18 protein-coding genes and 1 pseudogene are annotated in these 22,203 nt (G+C 39.3%); 13 read left to right on the top strand and 6 right to left on the bottom strand.

What is annotated here, in order from left to right; genetic code table 11:
- Positions 1-18 precede the first annotated feature (18 nt).
- The 11 genes and pseudogenes from OVA16_RS16195 to OVA16_RS16140 all read left to right on the top strand — a co-directional run bounded on the left by OVA16_RS16195 (position 19) and on the right by OVA16_RS16140 (position 17,459).
- On the top strand, positions 19-3,288 hold the full coding sequence (locus OVA16_RS16195) for a TonB-dependent receptor (protein WP_267761535.1): 3,270 nt from the start codon (positions 19-21) through the stop codon (positions 3,286-3,288).
- 12 nt (positions 3,289-3,300) lie between these two features.
- Positions 3,301-4,884: a RagB/SusD family nutrient uptake outer membrane protein gene (locus tag OVA16_RS16190; protein WP_267761532.1), complete on the top strand. Its 1,584-nt coding sequence runs from the start codon at positions 3,301-3,303 to the stop codon at positions 4,882-4,884.
- A gap of 16 nt (positions 4,885-4,900) precedes the next feature.
- A pseudogene (locus OVA16_RS16185) lies at positions 4,901-6,536 on the top strand (FAD-dependent oxidoreductase).
- A gap of 2 nt (positions 6,537-6,538) precedes the next feature.
- The gene (locus OVA16_RS16175; RefSeq protein ID WP_267761529.1) at positions 6,539-7,891 is read left to right on the top strand and encodes a glycoside hydrolase family 2 TIM barrel-domain containing protein; all 1,353 of its coding nucleotides are present in this window, start codon (positions 6,539-6,541) and stop codon (positions 7,889-7,891) included.
- A gap of 8 nt (positions 7,892-7,899) precedes the next feature.
- Positions 7,900-9,114 (top strand): hypothetical protein, encoded by a 1,215-nt coding sequence (locus OVA16_RS16170; protein ID WP_267761527.1) that lies wholly within the window; start codon positions 7,900-7,902, stop codon positions 9,112-9,114.
- Between the two features lie 3 nt (positions 9,115-9,117).
- Complete coding sequence (locus tag OVA16_RS16165) at positions 9,118-9,819, top strand: glycoside hydrolase family 3 N-terminal domain-containing protein (protein WP_267761524.1); 702 nt, start codon at positions 9,118-9,120, stop codon at positions 9,817-9,819.
- Positions 9,707-10,807: a glycoside hydrolase family 3 protein gene (locus tag OVA16_RS16160; RefSeq protein WP_267761522.1), complete on the top strand. Its 1,101-nt coding sequence runs from the start codon at positions 9,707-9,709 to the stop codon at positions 10,805-10,807. Before OVA16_RS16165 ends, OVA16_RS16160 begins: the two co-directional genes overlap by 113 nt.
- Entirely contained in the window at positions 10,746-11,453 is a 708-nt protein-coding gene (locus OVA16_RS16155) for a glycoside hydrolase family 3 C-terminal domain-containing protein (protein ID WP_267761520.1), read from the top strand. Before OVA16_RS16160 ends, OVA16_RS16155 begins: the two co-directional genes overlap by 62 nt.
- Positions 11,454-11,643: 190 nt before the next feature.
- A complete protein-coding gene (locus OVA16_RS16150; protein WP_267761517.1) occupies positions 11,644-13,629 on the top strand; it encodes an FAD-dependent oxidoreductase in 1,986 nt (661 codons plus the stop codon).
- 12 nt (positions 13,630-13,641) lie between these two features.
- Complete coding sequence (locus OVA16_RS16145; RefSeq protein WP_267761515.1) at positions 13,642-15,483, top strand: carbon starvation protein A; 1,842 nt, start codon at positions 13,642-13,644, stop codon at positions 15,481-15,483.
- A 110-nt stretch (positions 15,484-15,593) separates the two neighbouring features.
- On the top strand, positions 15,594-17,459 hold the full coding sequence (locus OVA16_RS16140) for a T9SS type A sorting domain-containing protein (protein ID WP_267761512.1): 1,866 nt from the start codon (positions 15,594-15,596) through the stop codon (positions 17,457-17,459).
- 720 nt (positions 17,460-18,179) lie between these two features.
- On the opposite strand, the gene OVA16_RS16135 is transcribed toward OVA16_RS16140, so the two are convergent.
- The 3 genes from OVA16_RS16135 to OVA16_RS16125 are packed head-to-tail and all read right to left on the bottom strand — an operon-like array spanning position 18,180 to position 19,277.
- On the bottom strand, positions 18,180-18,665 hold the full coding sequence (locus OVA16_RS16135) for a hypothetical protein (RefSeq protein WP_267761510.1): 486 nt from the start codon (positions 18,663-18,665) through the stop codon (positions 18,180-18,182).
- Positions 18,662-18,784: a hypothetical protein gene (locus tag OVA16_RS16130; protein ID WP_267761508.1), complete on the bottom strand. Its 123-nt coding sequence runs from the start codon at positions 18,782-18,784 to the stop codon at positions 18,662-18,664. Before OVA16_RS16130 ends, OVA16_RS16135 begins: the two co-directional genes overlap by 4 nt.
- The gene (locus OVA16_RS16125; protein WP_267761506.1) at positions 18,774-19,277 is read right to left on the bottom strand and encodes an RNA polymerase sigma factor; all 504 of its coding nucleotides are present in this window, start codon (positions 19,275-19,277) and stop codon (positions 18,774-18,776) included. Before OVA16_RS16125 ends, OVA16_RS16130 begins: the two co-directional genes overlap by 11 nt.
- A 135-nt stretch (positions 19,278-19,412) precedes the next feature.
- On the opposite strand from OVA16_RS16125, the gene OVA16_RS16120 reads away from it, so the two are divergent.
- Complete coding sequence (locus OVA16_RS16120; protein ID WP_267761503.1) at positions 19,413-19,850, top strand: hypothetical protein; 438 nt, start codon at positions 19,413-19,415, stop codon at positions 19,848-19,850.
- Position 19,851: 1 nt separating this feature from the next.
- Here OVA16_RS16120 and coaD read toward each other — a convergent pair whose 3' ends face one another.
- The 3 genes from coaD to OVA16_RS16105 form a co-directional block, all read right to left on the bottom strand.
- Entirely contained in the window at positions 19,852-20,313 is a 462-nt protein-coding gene (coaD, locus tag OVA16_RS16115) for a pantetheine-phosphate adenylyltransferase (protein ID WP_267761499.1), read from the bottom strand.
- A 69-nt stretch (positions 20,314-20,382) separates the two neighbouring features.
- Positions 20,383-20,916, bottom strand: a complete 534-nt coding sequence (locus OVA16_RS16110) for an RsmD family RNA methyltransferase (protein ID WP_267761495.1) — start codon at positions 20,914-20,916, stop codon at positions 20,383-20,385.
- Positions 20,907-21,731, bottom strand: a complete 825-nt coding sequence (locus OVA16_RS16105) for a DUF3822 family protein (protein WP_267761492.1) — start codon at positions 21,729-21,731, stop codon at positions 20,907-20,909. The genes OVA16_RS16110 and OVA16_RS16105 overlap by 10 nt, the downstream gene beginning before the upstream one ends.
- A gap of 165 nt (positions 21,732-21,896) precedes the next feature.
- Between OVA16_RS16105 and OVA16_RS20150 the strand changes: the two genes are divergently transcribed.
- Positions 21,897-22,202, top strand: a complete 306-nt coding sequence (locus OVA16_RS20150; protein ID WP_324288430.1) for an AAA family ATPase — start codon at positions 21,897-21,899, stop codon at positions 22,200-22,202.
- Position 22,203 lies beyond the last annotated feature (1 nt).

Raw genomic sequence — 22,203 nt, 5'->3', positions numbered from 1 at the left:
AACTAAATATAGCTTTGTATGCAAGAACAATTATTGCGGTGTAAAAACGCTGCACAGAACTCGCTACGACATCTTTTAAAACCTTTATGTTTGATGTTGTTGCTGAGTTTTGTAAATGCAAATGTGTTGTGGGCCAGTCAAAAAGCGATTACCATATCGTTTAATAACACTACAATTAAAGAGGTTTTTAAAGAGTTGAACCAGCAAATGGGTTTAAAATTCATCTATTCTCCCTTAGATATTAACGAAGCCAAACGTATTACAGGAACTTTTAATAATGCCACTGTAGATAAAATAGTTGGCGAAGTGCTAAGCGGTTTGGGTGTAACCTATGTGATCCAAGATCATACGGTAGTGATTAAGAAAGCCGTAAAAGCAACTACAGGGGTGCAGGAGAGGATCATCAGAGGTAAAGTGTTGGACGAAGAAGCTAAACCTATGCCTGGTGTGACCATTAGAGCAAACGCTTCTAACTCAGCTGCCCTAAGTGACCCAGATGGGAATTTTACAATTAAAGTAACTGCCGCTGATACCGATTTAACTTTCAATATGCTGGGCTTTTCTCCATTTACCTTAAAGCTCGAAGATAAGTTGGAATATGAAGTGAAAATGGTTGCTACAGACCAGCGCTTAAATGAAGTGGTTGTGGTGGGTTATGGGGTACAGAAACGTAAAGATTTGACTGGTTCTGTATCATCGGTAACTACAGAGCAGATCAATAAAATGCCAACCACTAGCGTAAGCGAAATGTTAAGGGGCGCTGCACCGGGTGTGCAGGTAACTGCTGGTAATAATTCTCCAGGCGGAAGTTCAAGTATTCTCATAAGGGGAAGAAGGTCTTTGTCTGCCGGGAATGACCCTTTATATATCGTGGATGGCGTGCCTACAGCAAGTATAGATGATATTAACGCCAACGAAATTGCCAATATAGAGATTTTGAAAGATGCTTCTGCTCAGTCAATTTATGGTGCCAGGGCAGCAAATGGGGTAATTTTGGTTACTACCAAACGTGGTATACCTTCAAAAACCAAGGTTAATGTAAACTCTTACGTAGGTGCGCAAAGCTTGTTCCGCAACTTCGAATTTTATGACGGCGAACAATGGGCTGCGTATAGAAAGGAAGCTTTTTATAACGCTTATGGTTATTACGATGAGCAGGAAGCGTTCAGGGGTGTGATGGGCGAGGTTTACCGATCTAAAGAATATGTAGATTGGGAAGACGTAATGATAGGTACCGCTTACCAGAACAAAAATGACGTTTTGATACAGTCGGGTAGTGAAAAAACTAAATATGCACTTTCCTTGGGGCATTTCTATCAAGATGGTTTGGTGCCAGAATCAGATTTTAAGAGATTTACGGGCAGGTTGAATATCGACCAAACTTTATCTAAAACCATTTCATTGGGTGCAAATATCGCCTTCACTAAATCTTATCGCAATATAGCCGATGGTAGTTTTAATTCTTTCATTACCATGCCGCCTTTGGCTAAAGTTTACAATGCAGATGGTTCTTTGAGAGAAGATGTTACCGAAGTGGGCGAGTCGCATTTCAATCCGCTTTGGAACATCAACAATTCTGATAATTTGAGTATTACCGATAGGCTGAACATGAACTTGTTTGCCGATTGGAAAATCAATAAAGATTTCTCTTTCAGGTTAAATAGCAGCTTGAACAATCGTAGGGTGCAAGATAATACCTATCTGGGGATCAGGCATACTACTGGTCGTAACAATGGTGGGCAGGCCACGGTTTCGGAAAGTACCTATAACGATTACATTGTGGAGGCCATCTTAAACTACAACAAAGATATCAACAAGCATCATTTTGACGCAACGGCAATGGCCAGTATCAACGGTATTCAATGGAAACGAATTGGCAATACTGGTTTGGGCTTTCCCAACGATGATTTGTCTTACAATGCCATCAGCTCTGCTACCACTTTTTCGCCAATGGCCTATGAACTGTCGGATAGAAAGTTGCTTTCTTACATGGTAAGAGCGAGATATAATTTCGATAGTAAATATTTATTAACCCTTTCGGTACGGGTAGATGGTTCATCTGTTTTTGGCGCCAACAACAAGTATGGCTATTTTCCGGCTGCCGCAGTAGCTTGGAGGTTAAAACAAGAGAACTTTTTAAAGGATGTTAGGTTTTTGACCGATTTGAAACTGAGGGTAAGTTACGGTGCAGTGGGTAACCAGGGTATCAGCCCTTACACCACTTTAGGACTGGCAGACCGTTATCTGATAGAGTTTGGAAACACCACGCAGGTAGGTTACTTGCCCAACTCGCAATTGGTTAACCCCAACCTAAAATGGGAAACTTCTACTTCTACCAATATTGGTTTAGATTACGGTTTTTTTGGAGGAAGATTGAATGGTACCATCGAATATTACGATACCCAAACCACCGATCTGTTGGTAGAACGTTCTTTAGCTACCACTACGGGATACAGCAGTCAGTTGGTAAACTTGGGACACGTACAAAACCGTGGTTTCGAACTTGCGGTAAACGGAACACTGATGGAGAAAAAAGATTTTAAATGGAATGTGAATGTGAACTTTACGTTGAACAGGAATAAAATCAAAAAAATCGATGGCTCGTTGGATGCCAATGGAAACCCTAAAAATGATCTGAACAACAATTGGTTTATCGGTCAGTCGATGAACGTTTCTTACGACTACCGTTTTGATGGTATCTGGCAGTTAACGGATAATATTGCTGGTTCGCACATGCCAGCTGCCAAACCTGGCAGTATAAGGGTGGGGGATGTAAATGGCGATGGTGTGGTGTCGGTAGACGACAGGGTAATTATCCAGCGAGACCCCAAATGGCTAACCTCATTGATCACTAGTTTCGATTATAAAAATTTCAATCTATCCTTAGATTTTTACTACTTATATGGCGGTTACCGCTACAATTCTTACCTGGCCACTTTCGAAACGGGAGGAGATTTAACGGGCAAAAGAAATGGTATCCGTAGAAACTATTGGACCATCCATAATCCATCTCAAACGGCTCCTGCACCAAACTTTGTACAAACGCCTGCTTTTCTGGCCTCTTCTGCTTATGAGAAGGCAGATTATATCAAGTTAAGGAACATATCGCTTTCTTACAGAATGCCTAAAAGTGTGGTGCAAAAAGTGAAACTAGATGATTTGAAGCTGTTTTGCACCATGAGCAATGTTTTTACCATTACCGATGTACAAGCCTATGGACCCGAACAAAATGCGGGGGCTTACCCAGAACCTAGAACGCTTTTGTTCGGCATTAATTTTTCATTCTAAAAGAACAGAAATATGAAACGAAATATAATTTATGCTTTGTTGTTGAGTGCCGGACTGGTTTCTTGTTCTAAAGTATTAGAAGAAGAAAATCTGACTAAATACTCTGCAGATTACATTTACAGCACCGAAGGTGGTTTAAAGTTAGCTACCAGTGCAGTTTATTCCTTATTGCGTGCCTATGCCAATGATACCGAAAACGCCACCATTTTTGCTTTGGAACGTGGAACGGATTTGGCAGTTACCAATGGTGGTACTGGTAACTATTTTGGTATTTACGATCCCAACAACTTAAGACCATCTTCATCGCAGGCAGCGCACATGTGGCGCACTATGTACCAAATTATAGGTAAGGCCAACGAAATTATTGCTGCAGGAGCAAAATTGCCGGAAACAGCAGGCTTGAAGGCCACTGTAGCCGAGGCGAAGTGCTTTAGGGCACAAGCTTATTTTTTGCTGTACCGCACTTACGATAGAATTTGGCTAAATACTGAACCTACTACTTGGGAAAATGTAGATGCTCCTAAAAACTACAAAGCCGCTACCAATGCGGAGGTTTTTGGCTTGCTTTACAACGATTTGGATTATGCTATAGCTAATCTATCTTGGAAATCAACAGAGCCCGGCAGGTTTAACCAAGCAGCTGCCCGTCACATGAAGGCAAAGGTAGCTTTATGGGCCAAAGATTGGGATACCGCTTTAGATCAGGTAGCTCAAATTGACCAATCTAAACAATATCGTTTGGTGGCTTTAGATAGCGTTTTTAATGCTGGAGATTTGAACCATAGCGAAGCTTTAATGGTACAGCAATGGAGTAAAAATCCGGGAGGAAACCTTTCTAATAACACCCCATTGGGCAATTATTTTGCAGCGTATTTTATTGCCCAATACCGAACAGAAATTGGTGGCACGGCAGAATATGCCTGTAGCTACGAAAATTGGGGCTATACTTATGGAAGATGCCTGCCGAGCCCTTATTTGTTCTCTCTTTACAATCAGTTGAAAGATAAAAGGTACAATTCATTCTATATCCACAGGTACAAAAACACTACCTCTTCGCCAATTGCTTATGGCAATGTTACGGTAAATCCTGGAGATTACTTCCCGTTGTACAAAAGTGGCAACAAAAATAGGTTTGTGTATCCTGGTTGTACCAAATACGGTGATATTTGGACCCGTACACCTGCCGAAACACGCAGCTACAAAGACCTGATCGTGTATCGTCTGGCCGAAACCTACATCATCGGTGCCGAAGCCGCTTTGATGAAAGGTAACCAAACGTTAGCGAAACAATATTATAACAAGGTTTGGCAAAGAGCTGGTAATGATGAGTTTACAGGTGCGCTGACCATTAAAGACATTATTGACGAACAAGCTAGGGAGTTGGCTTTTGAAGGCGATAGATGGTATTTCTTGAAAAGGTTGGGTATACTGATTTCGCAAGTGCGCAATTATGCTGGCGATCCAGAAATTACAGCCTCTATTGGCGGTAGAACCAATTTGCCAAACAATCCGCATTTTGTGAGATGGCCAATTCCAGAAACTGAAGTTATTAACATGGGAGCTGATAATTTCCCTCAAAATCCAGGTTACAATTAAAATCAAATAAAAAGACATGAAGAAGATCATTTATATACTGCTATTACTTACGTCGTTTAACACTTATGCCATCAACAACCCATCATCTTACGATATCTGTGTGTACGGAGAATCTGCTGCAGGGGTAATTACTGCCATACAAAGTGGCCGTATGGGGAAAAAAGTGGTGCTAATTTCTAAAAATAAGCATGTGGGTGGTTTGGTAACTTCTGGTTTAACAGCTACAGATATGAACAGAAATGATGTGGTTGGTGGTTTAACTAGAGAGTTTTACCAACGTTTGTACACTTATTACCTTAAACCAGAAGTTTGGGTAAACCAAAACCGCGATGAGTTTTTTGTAAAATCCTTAAAGAGAACTTACAAAGGCAGAAACGAAGAGCGTAAAATGCAATGGGTCTATGAATCTAAAGTAGCCGAAAAAATTATGTTCGAAATGCTAAAGGAAGCCAATGTAGAGGTTTGGTTTGATGAGCGTTTAAAACTAAAAGGCGGTGTAAAAAAGAGCGGTAAACAGCTTACGGGTATCGAAATGGAAAGCGGTAAAGTGATCCAGGCAAAGGTATTTGTTGACGCTACTTATGAGGGAGATTTGATGGCGAAATCGGGGGTGTCTTATGTAGTTGGTAGAGAAGCCAATGACCAATACGGAGAAACTTTGAACGGGTATCATATCAACTATGAAAAAGGTGCAGACCTAACCCAAATTGACCCTTACATCATAGAAGGTAATAAAAAGTCTGGCTTGTTGCCTTATATCGATAAGAAAGCACCGAGCAAACAAGGGGCAAAAGACAAAAAGGTACAGGCTTACACTTATCGTATGACCTTGACCAATGATCCGGCCAACAGAATTAAGATTGGAAAGCCAGCGAACTACAATGCACTTTGGTATGAAGTCTTATTACGACAAATCAAATTAAACCCAAGTATTGAGCTACAGAAAATTATTACCCTAACGCCAATGCCAAATCGTAAAACAGATACCAACCACTTAGATTTCTTTGGTGCAAGTTATGATTATGCGGAAGCGAACTATGAACAGCGTAAACAAATTGAGCAATTGCACAAAGATTATGCACTGGGCATGCTTTGGTTTTTAGAGAACGATCCTCGTGTTCCAGAACATATTAGGAAAGAACTGAGCGATTGGGGTTTGCCTAAAGATGAATTTGTAGATACAGATAACTTCCCTAACCATATTTATGTAAGAGAAGCGAGAAGAATGCAGGGCGAATATGTGATGATCGAAAAAAATGTCACTAAAGAAGACAGGGCAGCAGCAGAAAATAGCATCGGTCTAGGTTCTTATGCTTTAGACTGTCACTATGTTTCTAAAGTAATTGACGGCGAAGGCAAGTTACGTTTCGAGGGAACCATTTTTAAACCAACTACCCCTTATCCAATCAGTTATTATGCCATTACACCTAAAAAAGAAGGAAGTGAGCAACTTATTGGTGCCAATTTGTTTGTCGTCTTCTCACGTAGCCTACAGTTCTATCAGAATGGAGCCTGTGTACATGGTGTTGGGACAATCGGCGGCAGTGGCTGCGGTAATGGCTATCGATAATAATGTGGCTGTTCAAGATATCAACTATAACGATTTGGCTACTAAATTAGAAGAGCTGAACCAAATCATCAAAACCAAATAATTATGATGAAGTATAAAATGTTATTGCTTTACACCTTCCTTATTTTAGGTTTGGGCGCTTGTAAAGACCGGTACGATTATCCGATACCGCGAAACTCTTTCGAGGAAACGACTACGCCGCCCCCGGCAAAGGTAACGGTGGTAAAGGTCAATAACCAATGGCAAATGCAGGTAAACGGAAAGGAGTTTTATATTAAAGGGGTTGCCTCTAACAACTACCATGATCTTGCAATCAAATATGGGGCTAATACAGCCAGAACTTATGGCGTGGCCACCAATACCAGAGAGATTTTAGATAAGGCACATGCCGCGGGAGTTTATGTGAACTTCGGTTTGTACATCGGTAGGGAAACAGATGGCTTCGATTATAATAATGCAACGGCAGTAAGCCAGCAGTTAGAAAAAATGAAGCAAGATATTCTCCGTTTTAAAGATCATCCGGCACTTTTATGTTGGTCTATTGGTAACGAGGCCGAGGCTAGCTACACCAATACCAAATTGTGGACTGCCATAGAGGATATTGCAAAGTTTATCCATGCCAACGATCCAAACCATCCTACTACAACCACATTGGCAAGTTCGAATGTTGATCATATCAAGAACATCATGAACTTGGCGCCTAGTATCGATATCCTGTCGGTAAATACCTATGCGCCAAATTTACCTGGTGTGTTGGGCAATGTAATCACGGCAGGCTGGCAAAAACCTTACATGATTACCGAATTCGGTCCTCGTGGTACTTGGCAAATGGCACCAGAGCCAACAAGGGTTTTAACTTGGGGCGGGTTGGTAGAGCAAACCAGCACAGAAAAAGCCGATATTTATTTGCAGGCTTATCAGGATAATATTATCGCCAACAAAGCAAATGGCTGTATTGGTTCCTTTGTTTTCCTATGGGGATACCAAACCCATGGCGAAGTATTGACCTGGTTCGGTATGTTTGACAAAAAGGGCTATACTTTCCCAGCTGTGGATGCCATGCAGTTTGCTTGGACGGGAAGCTATCCGGCAAATAGGGCACCGGTAATTTTAAACCGTAACCAGATGCTAATGGATGGCAAGAAAGCTGAAGACAATATCATGGTGGCCAAGGCTTCGGCACATACCGCTTCGGTAGTGGCAACAGATCCAGAAAACGACCCACTAACTTACGCTTGGAGAATTGTAAAAGAGAAAGCTGCAGCTGCCGATGGCAGTTTGGCAGATGGCATCGCTGGACTGATTACCACCAATACCACTGCGAACATCACTTTTACAGCACCAAACGAAACAGGTGCCTACCGTCTAATTGTTTTCGTTTCTGATGATACCAACAAAAAAGTAGCAAGTGCGGTCATTCCGTTTTACGTTAATTAATGAGGGTTATGAAGAATAAAATATCAAAAATTTTAATTGGTTTTTTGGCAATCGCTGCGGTAGCTTGTAAAAAAGACAAAACTGATCAGCAAGCTATTGCATTTTCGGTTAAGGTAACCCAAAAAACAGCATTACCAGCAGTAGTTACACCTGCCGATGAAATCACGTTTGACCTGAACGTAGCGGCCAATGGCGAAACAAAACTGACCAGTGTTGAATTAAGCCTAGACGGTACTGGTCTGACCACCGTGAGTGCAAATGGTGCCGCCCAGGTAGATTTACAACATACCTATAAACCTACAACAATACAGGTAGGCCGAAGTCTGATCTTTAGGTTGACGGCAACAAATTCGGAAGGCAAGACTGTAGAAAGAGACTTGGTGGTCTACGTGCAATCTGCGCCAGCTAACATTTCGGTAGTATTGCCAGCTACGGCACCAACAGAGATTAAAGATAATGAAGTAGCTGATTTTAACATTGCAGTGAAATCTGAGAATGACATTAGGTACATTAAAACCTTTTTGAACCAAACTGAAATAACGGCACTGACTAAAAATACCTTTACCAATCCGAAGGAAGATAGTTACCATTTTGCCTATCAGCCTGTAGTAACTGATATTGATAAAACCTTAGAGTTTTATGTGGAGGTAATGGATGTGTTGGGGAATTTGGTAAGACACCCTTTTACGATTACAGTTAAACGCTCTGCAGTGGTAGATTTTAATGTTTATTCGAATGTTGTATTGGGCGCACAACGCAGCACCGGTCCGGGTCCGTTTTTTAATGCGGCAACTGGAGAAGTGTACGTAACAACAGGTGCAGCACAAAAATCGGCAAATATAGACCTAGTGACTTTCTATAGTGGTTCAACCAATAGTTATAATATTACTTCGCCAACATTGGCTACGGTTTCGGCCAACATTTACACGGTTGCACTTTATGGTGCAGATGCTTTAGATAACTGGCCAACCAAAAACAGAACCTTGATCAAAAAAATAACCTTATCTCAAAACGATTTTGATTTGATCAGCTCGGCCGCAGATATCCAAAACCTGTACACGAGCTCTAGTGTAGTAGCTGGTAAAACTTCTGCTGGTATGGCCAATGGCAATGTCATTGTATTTTTAACGGCCAGCAATAAACACGGAATTCTCTTATTAAAAACCAGATCAGCAAATGCCAATACAGGAAATGTAACGGTAGATGTAAAAGTCCAAAAATAAGTAATGACAAATACAGAAAAACGAGGAGCGAGCCTAAGAAAATTAGGCTTGCTAGCCCTCTTATTATGCTTTTTTTTCGCTGCAAATGCGCAGAAGAAGCCACTATATCTTGATCCTAAACAGCCTATCAAATCGAGGGTAAAAGACTTGATGGATAGGATGACCTTAGATGTGAAAATAGCACAGATGTGCCAATACGTAGGTTTGGAGCACATGCGTGAAGCTGAAAAGAACATTTCGGAACAGGAACTATTAAACGGCCATGCCCGAGGATTTTACAAAGGTCTGCACTCTGAAGGTGTGGAGCGTATGGTAAAGCAGGGAGTGATAGGTTCGTTCTTACATGTATTGGATGTGAAAGAAGCCAATCATCTACAAAGACTGGCAGAGCAAAGCCCACTAAAAATTCCTTTGTTGTTAGGTATCGATGCCATTCATGGGAATGGCCTGATGTCAGGGTCTACCATTTATCCATCGCCAATTACCATGGCCTCTACATTTGCACCTTCACTGATCGAGCAGTCTTTTAGGCAAACTGCTTTAGAGATGCGTGCTGTTGGTATGCACTGGGCTTTTTTCACCAAATATAGAAGTGGCAAGAGATCCAAGATGGGGCAGGGTGGGCGAAAGTTTTGGCGAAGATCCGTATTTGGTTACCCGAATGGGTATCGCTTCGGTTCGAGGTTTACAAATGAACAAATTTGATCGAGATAAAAGTGTGCTGGCTTGTATCAAACACTTAACCGGTGGTGGTATTGGTAATAATGGTACCAATGCTGCTCCTGTAGAAATTGGAGAAGGCGAATTGCGAAATGTATTCTTAGCACCATTTAAGGCTACTATCGAAAAGACAAAGCCTTACTCGCTCATGCCTGCGCATAATGAAATCAATGGGGTTCCCTGTCATGCCAATAAATGGTTGATGACAGATATTGTGAGAAACGAATATGGTTTTGAGGGTTTCATTGTGAGCGATTGGATGGATATGGAATCATTGAGCAACAAGCATAAAATGACCCCAACGGTTAAAGATGCTTTTCAGGTTTCGGTTGATGCAGGAGTAGACATGCACATGCACGGGCCTGTTTTTTTGGATGACATTCAAGAGCTAGTTGCCGAAGGCCGTTTAACCGAAGCCAGAATTGATGCCGCCTGTGAGAAGATATTGGAGGCTAAATTTAGTTTGGGTTTGTTCGAAAATAGATATGTAGATATCAAAAACGCAAACAAAACCGTATTCATTAAAGAACACCAACAAACAGCTTTAGAAATTGCCAGAAGAGGCGTGGTGTTGCTGAAAAATAAAAACCAGCTTTTGCCTATCGCTAACCAACAGTACAAAAATATCATGGTAGTGGGTCCAAACATGGATAATCAATCCATCATGGGCGATTGGGTTTTTGAACAGCCGCGAGCAAATTACAAAACCGTGTTGGATGGCATTAAAGCCGAAGCACAAGGATCAAAAGTCCACAGTGTGGATGTGGGTTGGAATTTGCGTAAAATGAATACAGATTCCATTGCCAAAGCTGTAAATATGGCTACAAAAATGGATTTGATTTTGGTAGCCATTGGCGAAGATTCGTTTAGACAGCATTGGACAGATAAAACCGCAGGTGAACCGCGACAGAATGGATCTGAACCTGTGGGGCAAACAACAACAGCTGATAGAAGAACTGAAGAAAAGCGGTAAACCAATGGTGGTTGTATTGATAAATGGCCGCCCCTTAACTACGCCTTGGCTGGAAGAAAACGCAGATGCCGTTTTGGAAGCTTGGGAGCCGGGATCTTTTGGTGGACAGGCTATAGCCGAGATTATTTTTGGTAAGGTAAACCCCAGCGGGAAACTACCAATAACCATCCCCCGTCACGTAGGCCAGGTGCCCATTTATTATTATCAAAAGCCTTCGCAATATTCGCATCCCTTTATCGATGGAAATAAGGATCCATTATACGCCTTTGGTTACGGCTTAAGCTATACCAATTTTAAATACAGCGGCTTAACTACAGCAAAAAATATCAAGTATGGTGATTCTTTAAAAGTAACTGTACAAGTTCAAAATACTGGTGATTTAGATGGCGAAGAAGTAGTGCAGTTGTACCTACGTGATGATTTTAGTTTGGTAACCAGACCAGTGAAATTATTGGTGGGCTTTGAACGTGTATTCCTTAAAAAGGGTGAGCAAAAGACCATCAGTTTTACTTTGGGCAAAGATGTTTTTGGCTTTTACGATAATAAGGGTAAATACATTTTCGAGCCGGGCAGCTTTACCGTAATGGCTGGGGGAAGTTCGGTAAATAAAGATCAGATTTTTCAGAAAGTGGAGGTAAGGGAATAATTCCCTGGCAGGTGTAAAATCTCATAATTAAAATATGGAAATGCATATTGAGGTATGTAGGCTAATTAATCAACCAGTTATAAATCTAAAATGTATGTGTTATGAGAAAATTAAAAGATAATCATAATAAGGTAGCCAGTGCGGTAATCCCTTTCTATGTCCAATAAACATTTCCTATAGCTAAATAATGATGAAAAAAACACTTGTTCTTTTATTGTGCCTGCCAGTTTTCTTATTTGCAAAACAAAAAGAGATTTCGGTAGATGTATGTATTTATGGCGGTACTTCTGCTGGGGTAATTGCAGCTTATACTGCAGCCAAATCGGGTAAGAACGTAATTGTAGTAGAGCCGGGCAGTAGACTGGGTGGCTTAAGTGCTGGCGGTTTAGGTATGACAGATATTGGAAACAAATACGTGGTGTCTGGCTTGGCTTTAGATTTTTACCGAAAGTTGGGAACGCACTATGGTAGTTTTGAAAGTTGGATTTTTGAGCCTAAAGTGGCCTTGCAAATCTTTAACGACTACATCAAACAAGCTAAGGTAGAAGTGCTTTACAACAAACAGTTGGTCAGCGCTGTTAAAAGCGGGAAAACAATTACTGAAATCGCTGTAGCAAATACAGCAACTAAGACAGCACGACTGTTGAAGATCAAAGCAAAAGTTTTCTTGGATTGTACCTATGAAGGCGATTTGATGGCCAAAGCAGGTGTAAGCTATTTTGTGGGCAGGGAAGATAATAGCACGTATGGAGAAACCCTTAGTGGTGTACAGTTATTAAAGCAACATCAACTGCCTGATGGGGTAGATCCTTACGTAGAGAAGGGAAATCCGTCGAGTGGTTTATTGTGGGGCATTAACAACGAAGCTTTAAAACCCAATGGCACTGGCGATAAGAAAGTGCAGGCTTATAATTTTCGTATTACCCTAACCAATGATCCTAAAAATCTGGTGGAGATTACGAAGCCCGATAATTACGATCCGAAAAGGTACGAATTGTTGATCAGACAAAAGGAAATCCAACCCTGGAAAGGATTGAACGATGTATTTATCTGGAGTTTAATGCCTAATCAGAAAACAGATATCAATAACCGCAATGGGATGTCTACAGATATGATTGGTGCCAATTGGGATTATCCCGAAGCAGATTACGCCAAGCGGAAACAGTTCATCAAGGCACATGAGGATTATACCAAGGGGCTGCTATATTTCGTAGGAAATGATCCAAGAATACCTGATTTTATTAGAAAGGAAATGAAGACTTGGGGCTATCCGAAGGATGAATACGAAGACAATGGAAATTGGTCGCCGCAATTGTACATCAGAGAAGCTAGGCGCATGGTAAGCGATGTGGTGATGAACCAAAACCATTGCCAAGGTAGGGAAGTGGTAAGTGATGAGATTGCCTTTGCGGCCTACACTATGGATTCGCACAACTGCGATAGGTTGGTGGTTAACGGTATGGCGAAGAATGAAGGCAATGTAGAAGTGGGAGGTTTCCCACCTTTTCCAATCTCCTATCGTGCTATTGTGCCCAAACGTAATGAGGTAGATAACTTGTTGGTGCCGGTTTGTATGTCTGCTTCGCATATTGCCTTCGGTTCTATCAGGATGGAGCCAGTGTTTATGGTATTGGCACAATCTGCCGCAGTGGCCGCTGTTATTGCCATAGATCAGAAAATAGCCATACAAGATGTGGATGTAAATGCAATCAAAGCAATACTGAAAAGTAATCCGAAAGCCGATGGTAGAAAACCAGATGTAATCAGTAGTGTTGCTGATGAAAAACATATTGCAATAACTGGAAATTGGGAAAAAATAGCCACCAAAGGTTATGGCAAGTACTATCTGGTACGTTCTTCAGCGAGCACTGAAGCAAGTGTAAAGTTCGGGTTTGACCACAAGGCCCAACCAGGGAAATATAAAGCTTACTACTATTACCCAAAAGGCGAAAAAGATGCAGCGGAAATAGATTTAGAACTATATAATGGAAAAGAAAAGAAATCCATCTCCCTAAACTTAAAAGAGGTTAAAATACAAGGACAAACCACCAGTATTTGGGTAGAGATAGGAGAATTTGACTTCGATTTTTCAGCAAACGCTTATTTGAAATTGACCAATAATTATGCTAAGGGAGACATTGCTGCAAATGCTGTATTACTTGTTCCCAATAAATAATAACCAAAAACTATGGAATTTTTAAACGGGGTAAACGCCCTCACACTTGTATTTGTTTCACTATTGGTATTTGCTATCGCCTATAGGTTTTACGGTATATTCATGGCCAATAAAGTGTTGAAACTAAATGCAAAGAACGTAACACCGGCCATCGAATTTGCCGATGGCAAGGATTATGTAGCTACCAACAAAAACGTACTTTTTGGACATCATTTTGCTGCCATCGCTGCCGCGGGGCCTTTGGTAGGGCCGGTGTTGGCAGCCCAGTTTGGTTATTTGCCGGGCACCCTTTGGATTTTAATTGGCTGTGTGTTGGGTGGTGGCGTTCATGATATGATTGTACTTTTTGCATCGGTACGCCACAAGGGACAAAGTTTGGCCACCATTGCCAGTAAAGAGATTGGCAAGGGAACCGGTACCATTGCAGGTTTCGCCATTCTTTTTATCCTTATTTTAACCTTGGCGGGCCTTTCTTTGGCTTGTATCAGCGCCATGCATGAAGCCTCGTGGTCGTTGTTTACCGTAATTGCCACTATGCCAATTGCCGTTTTGATGGGGCTGATCATGCGATACAGAAAAAACAGTGTTACACTGGCCAGCATCATTGGTGGTGTACTGCTTATTGCTAGTATTATTGGTGGTCATAATTTAATGCAGATCAAGGAAGTTAGCGACCTTTTCCATTGGAATATCAAGACCATTTCAATTTCTATCACCATTTATGGTTTTTTGGCCTCAGTTTTACCTGTGTGGTTGCTTTTGGTACCAAGAGATTATTTATCAACTTATTTAAAGATTGGTACAATTTTGATGTTGGCCGTTGGGGTCATTTTTGTGCATCCTACCTTGCAGATGCCAGCCATTACAGAATTTATTAGTGGCGGCGGACCAGTAATAGGCGGTCCAGTGTTACCGTTTATCTTCATCGTTATCGCCTGTGGTGCCATTTCAGGTTTCCACGCGGTAATTGCTACTGGTACCACACCAAAAATGCTGAACAGCGAAAAGGAAATCCTTTTTGTGGGTTATGGAGCCATGTTGGTAGAAGGTTTCGTGGCGCTGATGGCCTTGATTGCAGCATGTACATTGGTGCCGGGAGATTATTTCGCCATCAATACACCAAAAGAAATTTACGATACCTTTTTGGCACAAAACCCGAGTTTACATGCCGTAGACCTAGCCCACTTTAGTGAAAAAATTGGCGTTGATTTACATGGTAGAACTGGTGGAGCGGTTTCCTTAGCGGTGGGCATGGCACATATCTTCAATAAAATTCCTTTTATGGATGATGTAATGGCCTATTGGTACAACTTCGCCATCATGTTCGAAGCCGTGTTCATCCTTACTGCTATTGATGCTGGTACGAGAGTCGGACGTTTCTTTCTACAAGAAATGATTGGTGGTGTAATTCCAAAATTCAACGATAAAAACTGGATGCCGGGCATTTTGATTAGTAGTGCCATTTTTACCTTTTCGTGGGGCTATTTGGTATACACGGGCAATGTGAGTAGTATTTGGCCGCTGTTTGGTATCAGTAACCAGTTATTAGCAGCCTGCGGTCTAATTGTCTGTACCACTATGCTCATCCGTATGAATAGGAAGAAATATGCTTTGTGTTCCGCTATTCCTGGGGTATTTATGGCCATCATTACGTTTTGGGCGGGCTACGAACAGGTGGTAAATGTCTATCTGCCCAAACAACAATATTTGCTGGCTTCCTTGGCCATCTTAGCGATGGTGCTAATGCTCATCGTATTTATCAACACCTTTAACAGGTGGAGCAAGCTGTTGAAAATGGAGGCAAAACATATCGACTATTATGGAGACACCGTGAAGGAACTGGTAGAAAGATAGGAGTTCGATTTGCCTGAATTGCACGGTGTCAACATTTAAAACCCGTTCCAAATGCCTAGCCACTAAAAAACTAAGAACAGATAACCATTATAAACCTAAAGCAATTGAACATGAGAAAACTCTACTTATCGGCAGCATTTTTATTATTGCTGGGAATTGGTGCAAATGCACAAACCAAACGTTATGTAAAACCTGGCGGAACTGGCGACGGAAGCACTTGGGCTGCTGCTTCTGGCAATTTACAAGCGATGATCAATGCTTCGGCAGTAAATGATGAGGTGTGGGTGGCAGAAGGAACCTATGTGCCTACCGAAAAGATAGATGCCAGTGGTGGCGTACGTGATGTCTCGTTTATCCTTAAAGCCGATGTAAAGATTTATGGCGGTTTAGCTGAGGGTGCCATAGATTTGCTCGGCAGGAACTTTGTGGCCAATGCCAGTATTTTAAGTGGCGACTTGGGCGCTTCGGGAAAAGCCTACCACGTGGTGGTTTCTAAAGGAAGTTCTAATAATGCAGTGGTGGATGGTTTTACAATTCAAGATGGTTTGGGTGATGTAAATGCCAGTTTGGCCGGTATTGTCAAAAACCAAGGGGCGGCCATTAATATCTCAAACGAGGAAACTTCGGTATTGTTCAAGAACCTCGTGATCAAAAATAATGTGACTTCAGCAACCAATAATGGTGGCGCTGGAGTTTATCTTAAACTGAACAATGCTTCAAATTGTACCTTCGAAAATGTAGTGTTTGATACCAACGAATCAGTTTCAGCTAGCGGAGGTGGTATTTATTTTACCAATACAACTGGAAATCCCACACTGACGATATTGAACTCCAAAATGTTTACCAACAAAGGAACCGGTGGAGCAGCTGTATATATTTTGGGTAATGTCGGTAATGTTCCGCAGTTACGTATATTCAATTCTATTTTTGCTGAGAATTACGCAACTAATACCAGTACAACGGCTGGTGCGGTTTATTGTGGGACGAATACAAATACGGTAATTGTGAATGCAACCTTTTATAAAAATTACAGTGTAAATGGAGGAGTTTCATTTAATAATTCAAGCGGTGTAAGCTTAGGTGTTTACAATACGCTGTTTAATGCCAATAGAAAAGGTATTAGCGAAACCACAGCCCCAGTAGATATTAGGTATATTGCCGGAGCGATGCTAGATTTAAGGTCTAATTTATTTCAGGTAACCCCAATAGAGGGGACCAGTCCTGCATTTAAGAATACCGTTGATCCCAATCCGGCTAATCTATTCTTGAGCACCACCGCCAATGATGTGAACTTCCTAAAATTGGTAGAAGGTGCAGCCACCGAAAAAGGAGATAACCAATATATCACAAACTATTTTATAACCAAAGATTTGGCTGGTGATACCCGAATTAAACATACTAACGTAGATTTGGGGGCTTATGAATACCAAGGTACACTACCTGTAGCATTAACAAGTTTTACAGCGAAAAAGTCAAATACCAATGTGCAGTTGCAATGGAAAGTAGCTACAGAATTTAATAACGAAAAATTTGTTGTAGAACATAGTTCAGACTTAGTAAGTTTTAAAAAATTGACTGAGGTTTTATCTAAAGGCGATACGCAAAATGCCCTAGTTTATAATTTTACCGACCATAATCCAATATCGGGAAATAATTACTACAGACTATCTCAGGTTGATAAAGATGGATCTGAAAAAGTTTTGGGAGTTGAAGTTGTAAAATTTGATTTTTCAAAATTAGAGGTTACCAGTTATCCAAATCCAGCAAAAGATTTTATAAAACTAAACATAGGTGTCGAAGAAGATTATGCAAAGGTAAAATTAATCTCTTTATCAGGACAGACCTTGTTGTCTAAAAAAATAGCAACAACAGGTACTATCTATTTAGATATTAGAAATGTAAAATCGGGTAATTACATTCTTCAAGTAGAAAGTGGACAGCGAATTTCGGTACATAAAATGATTGTTCTTAAATGATTTAATTCCAAATTTTCGGTTCAAAATTGGTGGGCAAACGTGTCAGCCTACTAATTTAATAGATGATAATTATTGATATATTTCAGCTATTTTAAACTACTGAGAGTCATTTATTTTAGGCTTAATAAGCCTAAAAAAGTGATCTAAGTGTTATAGGTATTTCTATTAAATGGTACTTAGCGTAAATTCACAAAGGTGCCAATTTTTAGAATATGGAGATATAGAATTGTAACTAATCAAATAGATTCTTAAAATTTTACATAATATTCTTTGTCAAATCGGCGATTAAACCTAAATCAGAGAGGAAATACTTCGAGAAATGCCCATTATGGCCCAAAAAGCTTCTTATGAAAATGGGAGCTTTTTTTATGCTTAAACCAGTTTAAAAGCTATTTACTTTGTTTAAGGGCTGACTTTTCTTCCTTCAGCTTTTTGTCCCATCTCTGAAAAGTATCGGTTTCTATTTCATCGTTTATTGTGTTGTTAAGAAATAACTTTTCACTTTTAGGATATCCTAAAAACAATGAGTTCCCTTATTCATTAATTTCTAAAAAGTTCATTTTTTTTAAATGGAGTAATTAAAGTGTTCTACTACAGATTTTTATATTTTTACATATTCGGCTAATATGTTGTTTTTTGATTAGTTAGAATTTGCATAATTGGATGAATTGTTTAAATCGGTTAAGTGCATCAACTGTGAACTATCAATTGAAAACTGAATTACTCCTCATCCATACTATCTACTATTTTCTTAATTTGTTTTAGGTATTTACCGTAGTAAAATCTCGCCCAAAGCTCTGTTATTACGCCAACCAATAAAATGGTTACAATAATATTAATGGCAATGTATGTGAGCGATACTTTTGCGAAAATTCTGTTTAACAGCTCGCCATTAATGGTAAACAAAGCAATGGCACAAAAGGCAAGCAGAATAAAACCAACGATATAAGTTAGTGCTTTGTATAATTCTAAATTCAACTTCATTTCATAATAAAACCATAATAAGTTTTTCCTGCTATCTAAACTTAAATCATAAGAGTGCTTATAAAACAAATAAAACTTAAAAAAGTAATAGGCCATAAAGCCACAAATTATACCGTAAAATAAAATGTAAATGGTAGTAAGTTCTGTAGTAAAATGAAAAATCTTTGGAGCAAAAGCCAAAATTAATAAAGAGATGAGCTGCCCAAAAAACTCATTTTTCATTTTTTTCTTATTTGGTCTATCGGCGTACGGGCTTCCGTAACTTTTAGCATATTTTCAGAAACGTCATTAGAACTAGCCTCGCTTTCGTTCCATTGGTTTTTTAATTGGTCAAAATTCATAGCCGTTATTTTTAATGATTTGTTGTAATTTTTCTTTGGTTCTATTTAATTTAACTCTGGCATTTACTTCGCTAATACCTAAGTTTTGTGCAATTTCTTTGTGCGATTGGTTTTCCAGAAACAGAAATATCAACGCTTTTTCAATTTGGTTTAGTTCTTGCACCGCTTTGTACAGGTAAGCCAGCTTTTCTTCTTTATCAGCGCTATCATTAATGTCTGCAATATCTATTTGTTCTTGTAAAGGTGTTTTGTCTATCTTTCTATTTTCTTTTTTAAAAAAAACTATAGCTGTATTTAAGGCTACTCTGTACATCCAAGTAGAAAATTTACTTTTTCCTTTAAAAGAAGGATAGGCCTTCCAAAGCTGCATTACAATCTCTTGAAATAAATCTTCTTGATCTAAAGCATTATCCATATACATTTTACTTATCTTATGGATAATTCCTTTGTTGTGGTTGATTTGTTTTAAGAATGCCTTTTGGGTTTCGAGCATCAGAATATGGCTTTACTATCGTTTAAATTTATTGTATTAGTAGAGGATTTTTGTGAACGTTACATTCTAAATTAAAAAAGATTTGCTGCTAGAAAATATTTTGAATAAAATGTAATTTAGAGCGTTTTTATAGATATGAAAAAGATAGGTCAAATTTTTGTAGTTGCTACACTAATCATAGTTGCCAGTTTTATAGGTTGCAAAAAAGATGAAAACGAAGAAATTATCGATGTGATTACGTCTAAAACCTGGAAATTTGGTTTAACTGATTTAAATACGCATACCAACCCTAGTGGTAGCAACACCTATTATGCGGTTTTAGAATGCGAGCAAGACGATACGTTTACGTTTAAAGCAGATGGAACCCTGGTTAGAAATTTTAGCACAAAAAAATGTGAAGGAGATGTAGGAGCCAGCAAGACAGTTAACTACAGCTACAATAAAGAAATCAAAGAGTTAACTATTGATGGTGTGAAATACTCGGTGGTAGAAGAAAATAGAAGCCAGTTGAAATACATTTTAACTACTCCTGCAACATCTGGTGTAAGCAATAAAATTTATTTATTACATTAAACTAAAGAAAAGTCAAAGCTTCTTTAGGTACAAACTGACTTACATCGCCATTATTTCTCAAAATATCTCTCACAATTGTAGAACTTATGGCGGTATATTCTGGCCTGCTCAATAAAATGATGGTTTCTACGTCGGGCATCATTGTTTTGTTAATTTGGGCAATGGCTCTTTCGTACTCAAAATCTGATGCCGATCTAATACCTCTTACCATATAAGTAGCTCCAATTTTTTTTGCAAAATCAATGGTTAGGCCCTGATAAGTCTGTATTTCTACGTTAGCATCGTTAACAAAAATGCTTTTCACAATTTCCTCTCTTTTCTCGGCAGATAAAAAATTTTGCTTAGAACTGTTTAAGCCAATACCAATCACAATTTTATCGAACAAAGGCAATGATCTTTCTACGATATCTACGTGGGCAATGGTAATTGGATCAAATGAACCTGGAAATAAAGCGATTTTCATGATTAGAGTTGGTTAACTGTTTAATTGGTTATTTGTTTAACTGATACCTAGCTGCTAACGACCGACTACTTAAGAAGTAAAAAAGCTAAACGATGAATAACCGTATTTTCTTGTTTCGGTATATCCTGGTTGTTGCTCTAGTTTTAACATTGATGGGTGCTCTACCACTAAAACTCCATTTTGGTTAAGTAATTGATGTTGATGTACTAATTGTGGCAATAAAGGGATGTTGGGTAAATCGTAAGGCGGATCGGCAAAAATAATATCGTATTTTTCGGTGCTTTGCGTCAAGAATTTAAAAACATCAGCTTTGCGAATATCTATTGAAACTAGTTGATGTTTTTCTTTCACAGATTTTAACCAAGCCACACAAGCCGGATGTTTATCAACCGAAGTAATGCTTTGTGCATTGCGAGAGGCAAATTCTATGCTGATGTTTCCCGTACCGGTAAATAGATCTAGTATTTTGCATTCTTCAAAATCGTAACTATTTAACAAGATGTTGAATAGGGCCTCTTTTGCCATATCTGTAGTAGGCCTCACAGGAAGTTTTGCTGGCGCCTGAAATTGTATGCCCTTTAATCTTCCGCCAACTATCCGCATGTTTGTAGTGCAAGTAAACTGGTGTAATAATGGGCAGGCATATCATCTAAAATAGTGGTGTCTAAATCAGAAACAAGGGTCAATATTTCAACTTTGTCAAAGTATTGTGTCAACAAGCTCCATTTGTTATCGCCATCATTAATAATTCCACAAACGTTTACCGCAACTTGCTTCATATTGATATTTAATTGGTTAACGATAAGCAAAATAAAATAGGTAAGTTCTTCTGTATCTTCAAATTGATAGTTTTGGTTAAAAGCTATGTTATTATTTTTGATGTAAACGAATTGAAAAGAACCTACAGTAAAGTCAATAATAAGGGTTTCTTTATCAAATTGTACAGCCAATTCAAGTAAACCAGCATTTTGTTCTAGTTTAATACTTTGCTGCCAATTGTGGTTAACTATTTTTTCTATAGAATAGGGCAGCGAAAATACCGTATAAATATTTTGTTGCAGGCTTGGTTGTACATATATGTTTTGAGAGTCTGCATCGGCAAAAAACTTAGTGTAAAGTGCTATTTCATTTTCGTTGAAGAGCTCTTGAGGTACATAAACTACATTTTGCGTATGTGTGGCAATTTTTACGGTTTCGTACTTCAGATTAAGATAAGTATCATTTTTTAAACGTTCTTTCAGTTTTTCGTAACCATCCTCACATTCCTGTTCGTCGTAAACTGCATGAACAAATTTACGCTCCTGGTCAATAATAACGTAAGAAAACGTATCGGCTCCAATTTTAACTAACAAGCTTAAATTAGCACTGTTGGCTGGGTCAAAGTTAGGGTCAATTAATAAAATGCTGTTGTTACTCATCTATCCACAAAAATAGTTTTTTTATTTTAAAATGAATTTTTATTGCTACCGATGCACAGATGTTTTTTATCAGATATATGATTTCCTTATTATATTTAGTATGCTATCTTGAGATGAGGTAAATAATATCTGTGCATCTGCGGCTATATTTTGCATCTTTGTAAAATGGACAGAGCCAGCCTAATTGCCCAATCGTATCCTTTCGCACCCACCAAAGAACAGCTAAAGTTTTGTGAGCAGGCTGCTGCTTTTTTAAGCAGGCCAAATGAGGATGCTTGCTTTGTGCTAAAGGGCTATGCCGGAACTGGAAAAACCACATCGGTAGCGGCATTAGTAAAGGCTTTACCAAAATTTGGTTTAAAATCTGCCTTGCTAGCGCCAACTGGTAGAGCAGCCAAAGTAATGAGTAACTATACGCAACAAAAAGCTTTAACCATCCATAAAAAAATCTACAGAAAAAAAGTGCTGTAAG

Source organism: Pedobacter sp. SL55, from assembly GCF_026625705.1.
Lineage (GTDB): Bacteria > Bacteroidota > Bacteroidia > Sphingobacteriales > Sphingobacteriaceae > Pedobacter.
Note: the sequence above shows the minus strand (reverse complement) of the source record. Positions and strands in the feature narration are given on the sequence as shown.

Bases quoted from the DNA above. Each gene is read 5' to 3' on its own strand.
- OVA16_RS16195 (WP_267761535.1), top strand. From the start codon at position 19: ATGCAAGAACAATTATTGCGGTGTAAAAACGCTGCACAGAACTCGCTA.
- OVA16_RS16190 (WP_267761532.1), top strand. From the start codon at position 3,301: ATGAAACGAAATATAATTTATGCTTTGTTGTTGAGTGCCGGACTGGTT.
- OVA16_RS16175 (WP_267761529.1), top strand. From the start codon at position 6,539: ATGATGAAGTATAAAATGTTATTGCTTTACACCTTCCTTATTTTAGGT.
- OVA16_RS16170 (WP_267761527.1), top strand. From the start codon at position 7,900: ATGAAGAATAAAATATCAAAAATTTTAATTGGTTTTTTGGCAATCGCT.
- OVA16_RS16165 (WP_267761524.1), top strand. From the start codon at position 9,118: ATGACAAATACAGAAAAACGAGGAGCGAGCCTAAGAAAATTAGGCTTG.
- OVA16_RS16155 (WP_267761520.1), top strand. From the start codon at position 10,746: ATGGATCTGAACCTGTGGGGCAAACAACAACAGCTGATAGAAGAACTG.
- OVA16_RS16150 (WP_267761517.1), top strand. From the start codon at position 11,644: ATGAAAAAAACACTTGTTCTTTTATTGTGCCTGCCAGTTTTCTTATTT.
- OVA16_RS16145 (WP_267761515.1), top strand. From the start codon at position 13,642: ATGGAATTTTTAAACGGGGTAAACGCCCTCACACTTGTATTTGTTTCA.
- OVA16_RS16140 (WP_267761512.1), top strand. From the start codon at position 15,594: ATGAGAAAACTCTACTTATCGGCAGCATTTTTATTATTGCTGGGAATT.
- OVA16_RS16135 (WP_267761510.1), bottom strand. From the start codon at position 18,665: ATGAAAAATGAGTTTTTTGGGCAGCTCATCTCTTTATTAATTTTGGCT.
- OVA16_RS16130 (WP_267761508.1), bottom strand. From the start codon at position 18,784: ATGAATTTTGACCAATTAAAAAACCAATGGAACGAAAGCGAGGCTAGT.
- OVA16_RS16125 (WP_267761506.1), bottom strand. From the start codon at position 19,277: ATGCTCGAAACCCAAAAGGCATTCTTAAAACAAATCAACCACAACAAA.
- OVA16_RS16120 (WP_267761503.1), top strand. From the start codon at position 19,413: ATGAAAAAGATAGGTCAAATTTTTGTAGTTGCTACACTAATCATAGTT.
- coaD (WP_267761499.1), bottom strand. From the start codon at position 20,313: ATGAAAATCGCTTTATTTCCAGGTTCATTTGATCCAATTACCATTGCC.
- OVA16_RS16110 (WP_267761495.1), bottom strand. From the start codon at position 20,916: ATGCGGATAGTTGGCGGAAGATTAAAGGGCATACAATTTCAGGCGCCA.
- OVA16_RS16105 (WP_267761492.1), bottom strand. From the start codon at position 21,731: ATGAGTAACAACAGCATTTTATTAATTGACCCTAACTTTGACCCAGCC.
- OVA16_RS20150 (WP_324288430.1), top strand. From the start codon at position 21,897: ATGGACAGAGCCAGCCTAATTGCCCAATCGTATCCTTTCGCACCCACC.